12 protein-coding genes are annotated in these 12,794 nt (G+C 56.9%); 3 read left to right on the top strand and 9 right to left on the bottom strand.

Going from position 1 to position 12,794, the window contains the following annotated elements; genetic code table 11:
- The first annotated feature begins 104 nt into the window (after positions 1–104).
- Complete coding sequence (locus USH94_RS16520) at positions 105–374, top strand: YdgH/BhsA/McbA-like domain containing protein (protein WP_048976276.1); 270 nt, start codon at positions 105–107, stop codon at positions 372–374.
- Between the two features lie 33 nt (positions 375–407).
- Here USH94_RS16520 and feoC read toward each other — a convergent pair whose 3' ends face one another.
- The 5 genes from feoC to greB all read right to left on the bottom strand — a co-directional run bounded on the left by feoC (position 408) and on the right by greB (position 6,461).
- Positions 408–644, bottom strand: coding sequence for a [Fe-S]-dependent transcriptional repressor FeoC (gene feoC / locus USH94_RS16515; protein ID WP_047743474.1), 237 nt, complete (start codon positions 642–644; stop codon positions 408–410).
- Between the two features lie 12 nt (positions 645–656).
- On the bottom strand, positions 657–2,975 hold the full coding sequence (gene feoB / locus USH94_RS16510; RefSeq protein WP_111963761.1) for a Fe(2+) transporter permease subunit FeoB: 2,319 nt from the start codon (positions 2,973–2,975) through the stop codon (positions 657–659).
- 29 nt (positions 2,976–3,004) lie between these two features.
- Complete coding sequence (gene feoA / locus USH94_RS16505; protein ID WP_008503050.1) at positions 3,005–3,232, bottom strand: ferrous iron transporter A; 228 nt, start codon at positions 3,230–3,232, stop codon at positions 3,005–3,007.
- Positions 3,233–3,568: 336 nt separating this feature from the next.
- Complete coding sequence (locus USH94_RS16500; RefSeq protein ID WP_111963762.1) at positions 3,569–5,899, bottom strand: Tex family protein; 2,331 nt, start codon at positions 5,897–5,899, stop codon at positions 3,569–3,571.
- Between the two features lie 88 nt (positions 5,900–5,987).
- Positions 5,988–6,461 carry a transcription elongation factor GreB gene (gene greB / locus USH94_RS16495; RefSeq protein WP_111963763.1) on the bottom strand — a complete coding sequence of 158 codons (474 nt, stop codon included), beginning with the start codon at positions 6,459–6,461 and terminating at the stop codon, positions 5,988–5,990.
- Between the two features lie 232 nt (positions 6,462–6,693).
- Here greB and ompR point away from each other — a divergent pair, with 232 nt between their 5' ends.
- On the top strand, positions 6,694–7,413 hold the full coding sequence (gene ompR / locus USH94_RS16490; RefSeq protein ID WP_001157751.1) for a two-component system response regulator OmpR: 720 nt from the start codon (positions 6,694–6,696) through the stop codon (positions 7,411–7,413).
- Positions 7,410–8,756: a two-component system sensor histidine kinase EnvZ gene (gene envZ, locus USH94_RS16485; RefSeq protein ID WP_023309494.1), complete on the top strand. Its 1,347-nt coding sequence runs from the start codon at positions 7,410–7,412 to the stop codon at positions 8,754–8,756. The genes ompR and envZ overlap by 4 nt, the downstream gene beginning before the upstream one ends.
- 66 nt (positions 8,757–8,822) lie before the next feature.
- On the opposite strand, the gene pckA is transcribed toward envZ, so the two are convergent.
- From pckA to yrfG, 4 genes are all read right to left on the bottom strand, one after another.
- Positions 8,823–10,442 (bottom strand): phosphoenolpyruvate carboxykinase (ATP), encoded by a 1,620-nt coding sequence (gene pckA, locus USH94_RS16480; protein WP_023309493.1) that lies wholly within the window; start codon positions 10,440–10,442, stop codon positions 8,823–8,825.
- A 360-nt stretch (positions 10,443–10,802) separates the two neighbouring features.
- Entirely contained in the window at positions 10,803–11,687 is an 885-nt protein-coding gene (gene hslO, locus USH94_RS16475) for an Hsp33 family molecular chaperone HslO (protein ID WP_161495995.1), read from the bottom strand.
- Between the two features lie 17 nt (positions 11,688–11,704).
- On the bottom strand, positions 11,705–12,106 hold the full coding sequence (gene hslR, locus USH94_RS16470; protein ID WP_111963764.1) for a ribosome-associated heat shock protein Hsp15: 402 nt from the start codon (positions 12,104–12,106) through the stop codon (positions 11,705–11,707).
- Entirely contained in the window at positions 12,103–12,786 is a 684-nt protein-coding gene (gene yrfG / locus USH94_RS16465; RefSeq protein WP_032641117.1) for a GMP/IMP nucleotidase, read from the bottom strand. Before yrfG ends, hslR begins: the two co-directional genes overlap by 4 nt.
- Positions 12,787–12,794 lie beyond the last annotated feature (8 nt).

The following is a 12,794-nucleotide window of genomic DNA, read 5'->3' as shown; positions in this document are numbered from 1 at the left end:
CTATCCTGCCTGGAAAAAGTAACACACCGCAACCATACTCCAGATGTCGTTGCGGTTGTTCTGCCTACGATAATCAAAACAACAATCCTATGGAGAGTCAGGCTATGAAACTTGTTACAGGTATTGTCACTTCTCTGGTTATTGGGTCACTGTCATTTGGCGTCTTTGCGGCAAAAGAGCTGGAAAAAGATAAAGTTGCCAGCATGAATCTGACGAAAATTGGTGAAATTTCTACGTCTGACACCACCGCGCCGATGGATGCTCGCAGAGAGCTCTCGAAGAAAGCGGATGAGCTGGGCGGAACGTACTACGTCGTCACCAGCGCAGAAAAACAGACCAAAAACGTACGCGCAACGGCGGACGTCTACAAGTAATACGACAAAGCCAGGCAGCAATGCCTGGCTTTATTAACGCAGTGCCCACCACTCCCTGAGGCAGGCCTTTCCTTCCGGACAGCTTTTACAACTGCCGGAGAGACAGCCTTCCGCGTCTTCCTGAATCCGCACGGCTTTCCCCATGGCTTCCAGTCTTTCCAGCATGGCATCGATCATCGGCTGCGGCGTATGCAGGCTGAGGCTCAGCTGTTTCGCCTCCATTCGCCCCTGCAGAGCAAGCAGGTCACGAACCTGAATCAACGATGCCATGCGGTGTACTCCTTAGTGACAGTCGCCCGCCGGGCTGCTGCAGCAGGTCGCGGCGGTTTTACGGTTTGCCAGCAGGTCGATGTCGACGCGGCTGCGTGCCCGCCGCAGCAGACCGAGCACTATCACGTTAAACAGCACAACCGCGAGAATGCAGACCAGGCTGTAGCGCGGGTGCTGGCTGAAATTGACGGTTTGATAAAACAGCGTCGCCAGCGAGTAAGCGATATTCAGCCCCCACAGGATAGAGAAGCCCATCCAACCGCGGCTGGACTCGCGGGCTATCGCCCCCATCACGGAGATGCAAGGAATGTAGAGCAGAACAAAGATGAGGTAGCTGTAGGCGGCGGACGCGCTGCCAAATTTCTCGCTCATCACCCCCATGGCACCCGTCGCCATTTCGCCGTCGCCTTTGCTCGCTTCAATCGGGTTCGCCAGCACGCTTAGGCTGAAGGTGTCCTTCAGGCTCTGCCAGGTTTCCTCTACGGCACCCAGCAGCTCATGACCGAGATGAAACTCTGCCGGATTAAATTCCTGCTCCTGAATGTTCTCGGCGGTGTAGAGCGTATTCAGGGTACCGACAACCACCTCTTTTGCCATCGCGCCGGTAAACAGCCCGACGGTTGCCTGCCAGTTATCCTCATGCACGCCAATCGGTTTGAAGACCGGCGTGATGACGCGGCTGACGGAGGCGAGGGCAGAGTCGTTAATGTTATCTGCCGCCTGTCCGCTGAGGGTGAAGCTGTTCAGCGCGCTCAGGAAAATACTGACGATGACAATCACCTTACCAGCGCGCAGGACGAAGCCTTTCAGGCGCTGCCAGGTCTGGATCGCCAGGCTTTTCAGATGGGGGACGTGGTACACCGGCAGCTCCATCACGAACGGTGACGCTTCACCGCGCATTATGGTGTGCTTCAGCATTAGACCGGTCAGGATCGCCATCACGATGCCCAGCACGTAGAGCGAGAAGACCGCCAGCGCGCCCTGCTGGCCAAAGAAGGCTGCCGCAAAGACCGCGAAGATCGCCAGTCGTGCACCGCAGGACATAAACGGCGCCATCATAATGGTCATCAGACGTTCACGCGGCGCATCCAGGGTGCGTGCGCCCATCACCGACGGCACGTTACAGCCGAAGCCGACGATCAGCGGGACGAAGGATTTACCCGGCAGGCCCAGCGCCTGCATCAGACGATCCATCACGAACGCCGCGCGCGCCATGTAGCCGGAATCTTCCAGGAACGAGAGGAACAGGTACATCATGCCGATCTGCGGCACCAGCGGCAGAACGGTATTAATACCGCCGCCGATCCCCTGCGCGAGGAAGATGGTTAGCCATTCCGGGAAGTGCAGGTTGTAACCTACCCACTGGATCCCGTGGACGAAGACCGCGACGGAACCGGCGTCAAAAATCGGCTGCAGTGCGCCACCGATGTTAATGGCAAGCAGGAACATCACGTACATCACCAGCAGAAAGATCGGCAAACCCAGGAAGCGGTTAAGCACGACCTTATCCACCGCCGCCGTAAAGCGGCTGGGTTCCGCCGTCAGCGCGTTACTCACCACGTCGCAAATCGAGGCGATGGCCTGGTAACGGGCATCGGCGATGTGCAGCGCCGGATCGTCCAGCTCGTCGCTAAGACGAGCCACCGTCGCGTCCAGCTTATCGGCCGCATGCCCGGCGTAAGCGCGGCTGTAGATATCCCCTTCCAGCATCTGCAGGCCAAGCCACAGGCGCTGTTTTGCTGGCATACCGGTGTCCATCTCCTGCGCCAGCACATTGGCTTCACGCCGGAGGGGCTTCGCGTAATGCACCAGCTCAACGTCGCGATTTCCCGCATGACAGTCAATGGCCAGCTTCAGCGCATCAATACCGCGAGCGCGCGTCGAAACCAGCGGAACGACCGGGCATCCCAGGCGCGCGGAGAGGGCATCGACGTCAATGCGCAGCTTTTGTTTCTCTGCGATGTCGAGCATGTTGAGCGCCACGATGCAGGGGATACCCAGCTCCAGCAGCTGCAGCGTCAGATAAAGGTTACGCTCGAGATTGGAGGCGTCGACCACGTTGATCAGCAGGTCCGCGTCGCCGCCAAGAATATAGTGACAGGCGATTTGCTCATCGAGCGAGGTTTGTGACGAAATGGTGGTTAAGGAGTAGGTGCCGGGAAGGTCAACCAGCGTCACCTGGTTGTCTGTCGTCGTGAACTGGCCCTCTTTACGCTCAACCGTCACGCCCGCCCAGTTGCCTACGCGCTGGCGTGCCCCGGTCAGTTGATTAAAAAGCGTGGTCTTGCCGGAATTAGGATTGCCAATTAAGCCAATAGTTAACTTTTTCATTTTTTAGACTCACTGAAACCGCTGGCTTGTTATCGGGATAAGGCTTCGACTTCTATTAATGCGAGGTCTTTCTTACGCAGGACCAGATTCACGCGGCGGGTTTCGATATGAACCGGGTCCCCTAGCGGCGCCACGCGCACGACCTGAAATGACGAGCCGGGCAGCATGCCCAGCGACAGCAGCTTTTGCCGATAGGCTGGGCTGATTTCGCGGGTAAAACCGGTAATCTTCCATGCACTGTCTGGAGTGAATTGCATAACGCCTGATTCCACGAAAGGTTAAATTATCTACTATGGGATGATAATGAGAATAGTTTTTATCAGCAATATTAAAACTGTGACGGAATGTTGTTTGCGGTATTAATTTACGGCCTGTTTGACCTTGCTCAATATTTGCTGAATTGCCTGGAAAACGAAAAGGGGAGTATTTGTTAACGGGGTGATAATTAGTGGTTTAAATATGGCTATGCAATCGGTTTCATATATTTCGATATGAATTTATTCCCCCACCCATGAGGACGAGGGGAAAAGACTGCACCGTGCGATCCCCTCTCCCCTTTGGGGAGAGGGTTAGGGTGAGGGGCATTTACAACCTTAGCGTTTTTTACCCATCGCTGCCGCCAGCGCATCCATCATCGCGCTGTTGCCTGCAGGCTGAGCATCACGTCCGCGCGGTTTTGCCGCTTTCGCGGCGGGACGCTGCGGTTCGCGGCCCCCGCCGTTGCCGCCGCGGCGCGCGTTGGTGTCGCCCGGCTGCTCGTCCAGACGCATGGTCAGCGCGATACGCTTGCGCTGCAGATCCACTTCCAGCACTTTGACCTTCACGATGTCGCCCGCTTTAACCACGGTGTGCGGGTCTTCAACAAACTTGTCGGCAAGGGATGAGATATGCACCAGACCATCCTGATGCACGCCGATATCCACAAATGCGCCAAAGTTGGTCACGTTGGTCACCGCGCCTTCCAGCACCATGCCCGGCAGCAGGTCGTTCATGGTCTCGATACCGTCAGCAAAGGTCGCCGTTTTGAACTCAGGACGCGGATCGCGGCCCGGCTTTTCCAGCTCTTTGATAATATCGGTGACGGTTGGCACACCAAATTTGTCGTCAGTGAAATCAACGGCTTTCAGGTTGCGCAGGGCGCTGCTGTCGCCCATGAGATCTTTCAGCGCCTGCTGGGTGGCGGCCAGGATGCGTTCCACCACAGGGTACGCTTCCGGGTGAACGGTGGAGGCATCCAGCGGGTTATCGCCGTGGTTGATGCGCAGGAAGCCCGCACACTGCTCAAATGCTTTTGGACCCAGACGGCTCACCTTCAGCAGCTGCTGACGGTTCTGGAACTGACCGTTCTCATCACGCCAGGCGACGATGTTCTGCGCCATCATGCGGGTTAAGCCCGCCACGCGGGTCAGCAGGGGAACGGAGGCGGTATTCAGATCAACGCCGACGGCGTTTACGCAGTCTTCCACCACCGCATCCAGCTTGCGCGCCAGCTGAGTCTGGCTCACGTCATGCTGATACTGGCCCACGCCGATGGATTTCGGATCGATCTTCACCAGCTCCGCCAGCGGATCCTGCAGGCGGCGAGCGATAGAAACTGCCCCGCGCAGGGAAACGTCCAGGTCCGGGAATTCCTGGGCCGCCAGCTCGGACGCGGAATAGACGGATGCCCCGGCCTCGCTGACGATCACTTTCTGTGCCGTCACTTTCGGGAACTGCTTCTGCACGTCGAGGTAGAAACGCTCGGTTTCACGAGAGGCCGTACCGTTGCCGATGGCAACCAGCTCGACGTTGTATTTTTCGCACAGCGCCGCCACCACGACGGCCGCTTTCGCTGCCTGGCCGGTGTGCGGATAAATGGTATCGGTCGCCACCAGCTTGCCGGTGCCGTCAACCACAGCGACCTTCACGCCGGTACGCAGACCCGGGTCGAGACCCATGGTCGCGCGCAGGCCGGCAGGGGCGGCCATCAGCAGGTCGTGCAGGTTACGGGCGAAGACGTTAATCGCTTCATCTTCGGCGCGTTCGCGCACGGTGCCCATCAGCTCGGTTTCGAGGTGCATCAGCACCTTGATGCGCCAGGTCCAGCTTACTACGCCTTTACGCCAGCTGTCCGCCGGGGCGTTGTTCAGACGCAGGCCGAGATGGTCGATAATGATCTGCTCGCAGTGGCTCTCTTTCGGCGGCTCGTCAAACTGCGGGTCGGCGTTCAGGGAGAGCTGGAGCACGCCTTCGTTGCGGCCGCGGAACATTGCCAGCGCGCGGTGGGAAGGGGTAGTAGAAATCGGTTCGTGGTGATCGAAATAGTCGCGGAATTTCGCGCCTTCTTCCTCTTTACCCGCGACGACGGTAGAGACGATGTGGGCATTCTTCCACAGGTAATCACGCACTTTAGCGAGCAGCGCGGCGTCTTCGGCGAAGCGCTCCATCAGAATGTAGCGTGCGCCGTCGAGGGCGGCCTTGGTGTCCGCCGCGCCTTTGTCAGCGTCGATAAATTTCGCCGCTTCGGTTTCCGGATCGTGCGACGGCTCGTTCCACAGCAGGTCGGCCAGCGGCTCAAGGCCCGCTTCAATCGCAATCTGCCCGCGCGTGCGGCGCTTCGGTTTGTACGGCAGATAGAGATCTTCTAATTCGGTTTTGCTCAGGGTGCCGTTAATGGCGCTTTCCAGATCGCTGGTCAGTTTGCCCTGTTCGCCGATGGATTTGAGGATCGCCTGACGACGTTCTTCCAGTTCGCGCAGATAACCGAGACGGGTCTCCAGGTTACGCAGCTGCGTGTCATCCAGACCGCCGGTGACTTCCTTACGATAGCGCGCAATAAACGGCACGGTGTTCCCTTCATCAAGCAGGCGAACGGCAGCTTCTACCTGTTCGGCTCTGGCCTGAATATCACCCGCAATAATGCGGCAGAGCGAATCATTCATCATGGCTTTATCATCTGTTGAGTCGAAAAAATCAGGGGATAGTTATACGGGCTGACACGGCAAAATGCCAGCCGGGGAGGGCGCTCTCGGACTATTTTACGTAGACGATCTCATTGACGTACCAGCTGGCTTCACCAGCTGGAGTCTGAACGATGGCCAGATCGCCCACTTCCTTTTTCAGCAGCGCGCGGGCCATCGGGGAGTCGATGGAGATGTAATCCTTACGACCAAAAATTTCATCGTAGCCGACAATCCGAAAACGCAGGGTGTCACCATCGTCGTTTTCAATCTCCACCCACGCGCCGAAGAACACTTTGCCCTCCTGCTGCGGAGAGTAATCGACAATTTTAAGATTCTCGAGGCACTTCGTCAGATAGCGAACCCGGCGGTCAATTTCGCGCAGCCGCTTTTTGTTGTACTGGTAGTCAGCGTTTTCGCTGCGATCGCCCAGGCTTGCCGCCCAGGTCACCTTTTTGGTTACTTCAGGACGCTCTTCGCGCCAGAGGTAATCCATCTCTTTTTTGAGCTTTTCGTACCCTTCGCGGGTGATCAGGGGCGTTTTCATGGTAAAGCCTTTGCTGCCTGCCGGTTAACTGTCTTGCGCACAATACGTACCACACAGTGTAACAGACAGGATTAATAATGATTTATGTGATGAAATGAGCAGATAAGCTGCTGTTAAATATGCTTTGTAACAATTTCGACTAGAATTTATACCAGAATTAACTGGTCGAATACGTGCACTTTTTTAGAATACGCTGTTACAAAGACTATCCGAACCTTTGGGAGTACACACAATGCAAGAGAACTACAAAATTCTGGTCGTGGATGACGACATGCGCCTGCGTGCGCTGCTGGAACGTTATCTGACCGAGCAGGGCTTCCAGGTTCGTAGCGTCGCGAACGCTGAGCAGATGGACCGTCTGCTGACCCGTGAATCTTTCCACCTGATGGTTCTCGACCTGATGCTGCCTGGCGAAGACGGGCTTTCTATTTGCCGCCGTCTGCGCAGCCAGAGCAACCCGATGCCGATTATCATGGTGACGGCGAAGGGCGAGGAAGTTGACCGTATCGTTGGCCTCGAAATCGGCGCGGACGACTACATTCCAAAACCGTTTAACCCGCGTGAACTGCTGGCACGTATTCGCGCCGTGCTGCGCCGTCAGGCGAACGAGCTGCCGGGCGCGCCGTCGCAGGAAGAAGCCGTTATTGCCTTCGGCAAGTTCAAGCTGAACCTCGGCACGCGCGAAATGTTCCGTGAAGACGAGCCGATGCCGCTCACCAGCGGCGAGTTTGCGGTCCTGAAAGCGCTGGTCAGCCACCCGCGTGAACCGCTTTCCCGTGACAAGCTGATGAACCTGGCGCGCGGTCGCGAATACTCCGCAATGGAACGCTCTATCGACGTGCAGATCTCCCGTCTGCGCCGCATGGTGGAAGAAGATCCGGCGCATCCTCGTTATATTCAGACCGTATGGGGTCTGGGCTACGTGTTCGTCCCGGACGGCTCTAAAGCATGAGGCGAATGCGCTTCTCGCCGCGAAGCTCGTTTGCCCGCACCCTGTTACTGATCGTCACCCTGCTGTTCGTCAGCCTGGTGACGACCTACCTGGTGGTGTTGAACTTTGCGATCCTGCCGAGCCTCCAGCAGTTTAATAAGGTCCTGGCCTACGAAGTCCGTATGCTGATGACCGATAAACTGCAACTGGAGGACGGCACGCAGCTCGTCGTTCCCCCGGCGTTTCGCCGTGAAATCTACCGTGAACTGGGCATTTCGCTCTATTCCAACGAAGCGGCGGAAGACGCTGGCCTGCGCTGGGCGCAGCACTACGAATTCCTCAGCCAGCAGATGGCGCAGCAGCTGGGCGGTCCAACGGAAGTGCGCGTTGAGGTCAACAAAAGCTCGCCCGTCGTCTGGCTGAAAACCTGGCTGTCACCCAATATTTGGGTTCGCGTTCCGCTGACCGAAATCCATCAGGGCGATTTCTCACCGCTGTTCCGCTATACCCTGGCGATTATGCTGCTGGCGATAGGCGGCGCGTGGCTATTTATCCGTATACAGAACCGACCGCTGGTCGACCTGGAGCACGCTGCGCTGCAGGTCGGTAAAGGGATTATTCCTCCTCCGCTGCGTGAGTATGGCGCCTCGGAAGTCCGTTCAGTAACGCGTGCCTTTAACCATATGGCGGCAGGCGTGAAGCAGCTGGCGGATGACCGTACGCTGCTGATGGCGGGCGTCAGCCACGACCTGCGCACGCCGCTAACGCGTATTCGTCTGGCGACGGAAATGATGGGAGAAGAGGATGGTTATCTTGCCGAGTCCATCAACAAGGATATCGAAGAGTGTAACGCCATCATTGAGCAGTTCATCGACTACCTGCGCACCGGTCAGGAGATGCCGATGGAGATGGCGGATCTGAACGCGGTGCTGGGCGAAGTCGTGGCGGCGGAAAGCGGCTACGAGCGCGAGATTGATACCGACCTTCAGGCCGGTGAAATTCAGGTTCGTATGCACCCGCTCTCCATTAAACGTGCGGTCGCCAACATGGTGGTCAACGCGGCGCGCTACGGCAACGGCTGGATTAAGGTCAGCAGCGGGTCTGAGCTCAACCGCGCCTGGTTCCAGGTGGAAGACGACGGTCCGGGCATCAAGCCCGAGCAGCGTAAGCATCTGTTCCAGCCGTTTGTGCGCGGCGATAGCGCGCGCAGCACCAGCGGTACGGGCTTAGGCCTGGCGATAGTGCAGCGTATTATTGATAACCACAACGGACTGCTGGAGATTGGCACCAGCGAGCGGGGTGGGTTGAGCATTCGCGCCTGGCTGCCGGTACCGGTGACGCGGGGGCAGGTGAAAGAGAGTTGAAAAAAGGGTGGCACGAGCCACCCTTTTTTACAGGTCGGGTAAGGCGAAGCCGCCACCCGACATGGACTACAGTTTTGGACCCGCACTCACTAGCGCAGCACCCGCCGGGGTATCGGTATACTTCTCGAAGTTCTCGATAAACAGCTTCGCCAGCGATTCCGCCTTCTCACGCCACTGCTCCGGAGAACCGTACGTATTGCGCGGGTCGAGGATATGCGTATCTACACCCGGCAGCGACGTTGGGATCGCCAGGTCAAACATCGGCAGCGTGAAGGTTTCGGCGTCGTCCAGAGAACCATCCAGAATGGCGTCGATAATGGCGCGGGTATCTTTGATAGAGATACGTTTGCCGGTGCCGTTCCAGCCGGTGTTCACCAGGTATGCCTGCGCGCCGGATGCCTGCATGCGTTTCACCAGCACTTCAGCGTACTGCGTCGGGTGCAGCGACAGGAAGGCCGCGCCGAAGCAGGCGGAGAAGGTTGGGGTTGGCTCCGTCACGCCGCGCTCGGTACCCGCCAGCTTGGCGGTAAAACCGGAGAGGAAGTGGTACTGCGTCTGGCTGGCGGTCAGGCGAGACACCGGAGGCAGCACGCCGAACGCATCCGCCGTCAGGAAAATGACCTTCGTGGCATGACCCGCTTTTGACACCGGCTTCACGATATTGTCGATGTGGTAGATCGGGTAAGAGACGCGGGTGTTTTCCGTTTTCGACGCATCGTCGAAGTCGATGGAGCCGTCGGCACGCACGGTGACGTTTTCCAGCAGCGCATCGCGACGGATAGCGTGGAAGATATCCGGCTCGGCCTCTTCAGACAGGCGAATAGTCTTCGCGTAGCAGCCGCCTTCAAAGTTGAATACGCCGTCGTCATCCCAGCCGTGTTCGTCATCGCCAATCAGACGACGTTTAGGATCGGTGGACAGGGTGGTTTTCCCGGTGCCGGACAGGCCGAAGAATACCGCCACGTCGCCTTTTTCACCGACGTTAGCCGAGCAGTGCATGGAGGCGATGCCCCGCAGCGGCAGCAGGTAGTTCATGACCGAGAACATCCCTTTCTTCATTTCGCCGCCGTACCAGGTACCGCCGATCAGCTGGATACGCTCGGTCAGGTTGAAGGCAACAAAGTTTTCGGAGTTCAGACCCTGCTCTTTCCACTGTGGGTTGGTGCATTTCGCGCCGTTCATCACGATGAAATCAGGGGTGAAGTCCTGCAGCTCTTCGTCGGTTGGACGGATAAACATGTTTTTCACGAAATGCGCCTGCCAGGCCACTTCGGTGATAAAACGCACGGAGAGACGGGTATCGGCGTTAGCGCCGCAGAAAGCGTCGACAATAAACAAACGCTTGCCGGAAAGTTGATGGGTGACGAGCCCTTTCAGGTGCTGCCAGGTTTCCGGGGAGAGCGGTTTGTTGTCGTTCTTCCCTTTGCCCTTGTCAGCCCACCACAGCGTATCGCGGGTGGTTTCGTCTCGGACGATATACTTATCTTTCGGCGAACGACCGGTAAAAATACCGGTATCGACGGCGATAGCACCAAGATTCGTCAACACACCACGCTCGTATCCTTCCAGTGCTGGATTGAGCTCTTCCTGATACAGCGTATCGTAGTCGGGGTTGTAGACGATTTCCTGGACGTCGTGAATACCATAAGCCTTGAGATCTTGCGGGGTTAAACCAGTAACACGCATATCACTGCTCCTTAGCCAATATGTACTGCCTGAAATTGTAGGGTTTTTCTGAGGTTGTTTACCGCGACGGGGCTCATAGATTCACGCATCTGGACAAAACCCTTACTAACGGAAAACGCTGCGACTCCAGTCACGGCGCAGGCGGATTATCGCAGGAATCGCTTTTTGGGTGGGGAAAATGTTCCGAAAAGGTTAAAGGCTGGTGATTTTATCGGAAAGAATGTGAATGTAATCGCATACACGTAAGAAAATTACGTAAGAGTTACATTGGGAAAACGATTCAGCTTGGGTGGAGTTTTTTGCCCCTCAGCCCAGCCCTCTCCCCTTTGGGGAGAAGGTTAAGGTGAGGGGAAAAGAGGTTTAGTGAACCTGCGGATCCGCCGGGGAGGCGTTGTTGCGGATCTCAGCGATATCCATCGAATTGAATACATAGTGCGTACCGCAGTAGTCACAGTGCATATCAATTTCGCCGTCTTCCGCCATGATGCTGTCGATCTCTTCATCCGGCAGGGTTTTCAGTGCGCCAGCGCAGCGCTCGCGTGAGCACGTGCACTTAAACTCCACGGACTGCGGGTCGTAAACGGTCACTTCTTCTTCGTGGTACAGACGCCACAGCACGTCGGTCGCCGACAGGTTGAAGAGTTCTTCCGCTTTGATGGTTTCGGTCAGCGTCGCCAGGTGCTCAAAATCATTGGTCTGAGCGTCCTGGGCAGGCAGAACCTGCAACAGCATACCGCCCGCAGCAGGCTGGCCGTCCACTTCACCGGTGCGGATGAACAGACGCGTCGGCAGCTGCTCAGAACGCATGAAGTAATCTTCCAGGCAGGCTGCCAGGGTATCGCCTTCCAGACCGACCACGCCCTGATAGCGCTCACCTTCCTCTGGGGAGATGGTGATCACCAGGTAGCCGTTCCCTACCAGCGTTTTGAGGTCAGCATTTTCAGGCACATCGCCCTGAACGCGCGCCACGCCGCGCATCTGCTGCTGGTTATTGCCGTTGATCACCGCCAGCGTCATCGGGCCGTCGCCCTGCAGCTGCACGGTGATATCCCCGGCAAACTTCAGCGTTGCGGTAAGCAGGCTGGTGGCAACCAGCAGTTCGCCCAACAGGGTCTTCACCGGCAGCGGGTAATTGTGGTTTTCCAGAATCTGTTTCCAGGTTTCGGATACGGTGACCAGCTCGCCGCGCACGGCGAATTGTTCAAACAGATAGCGGTGTAATTGGTCGTGTTGGGCCATTTTCATCTCTCGTGCGGGTGAGGTTAATCAGTCTCACCGTGTTTAAATTTCATCAGATCGCGGCGCTCTTTTTTGTCCGGCCGCCGGTCCGGGTGAGGCATCGTCAGCGCGTTCATTTTGCGCGCCAGCGCGGTCTTCTCGCGCTTTTCAATGCTCTCCGCCGTCTCTTCATAAAGCATTACGGCTTCCGCTGCGGGACGACGTTGTTCGGTAACGGCTTTAACCACCACCGTACGTTCATCGTTGCCCTGACGCAGCGTTAAGGTGGCATTCAGCTCAACCATCTTGCTCGGTTTGCTGCGCTGGCCGTTGTAATGCACTTTTCCGCCGTCTACCATCTCGCGGGCAAGGGCGCGCGTTTTATAAAAACGCGCTGCCCACAGCCATTTATCCAGTCTTACCCCGTCTGAGGGTTTTTCTTTCATGGCGTCTCCTTCACGGTCAGTGAGGGGATCATCTGGCGATAGTCGTTCAGTCCCGGGTGGCGCAGATAGCTTTTTTCAGCCAGGCCAGAGTCAGGATTGGTGACGCCCAGACAGTAGCGAATGCCAAACCTTGCGGCAGAATCCAGAATGGGCTCGCTGTCATCAATGAACAACGTACGTTCCGGCTGCAAACCCGTCTCTTCCTTAACCGCATGCCACAACCGCTGATCCTCTTTCGGATAACCAAATGTGTGGGTGGAAAGTAATAAATCAAGGTGCGACGCCAGACCCGTATGTTCCAGCTTCACCGCCAGATTATGTGGATGAGCGTTGGTCAGCAAGATACGGCGCTTGCCGCTTGCTTTCAGCGCATCCAGAAAGGGCACTGTGTCTTCGCGCAGAACGGCGCGCGGGCCCTGGGCGGTAGTCATGGCACAAATATCCAGACCGAGGCGCTCGCTCCAGTAGTCAAGACAGTACCAGTTTAGCGTATGTTGCACGGCGCTATATTGCGAACGAATGAATGCCTGCGCTTCTGCCGGGGAGATCCCCTGCTGTTCGCCATAGGTTTCTGGAACCAGCGTTTGCCAGAAATAGTTATCAAAGGCGAGATCGAGCAGCGTGCCGTCCATATCCAGCAGAACGGTATCAACCTCCTGCCAGGCGATATCAAGATGCATTAGGGGAA

This window comes from Enterobacter sp. 148H3 (genome assembly GCF_034107425.1).
Classification (GTDB): domain Bacteria; phylum Pseudomonadota; class Gammaproteobacteria; order Enterobacterales; family Enterobacteriaceae; genus Enterobacter; species Enterobacter vonholyi.
Note: the sequence above shows the minus strand (reverse complement) of the source record. Positions and strands in the feature narration are given on the sequence as shown.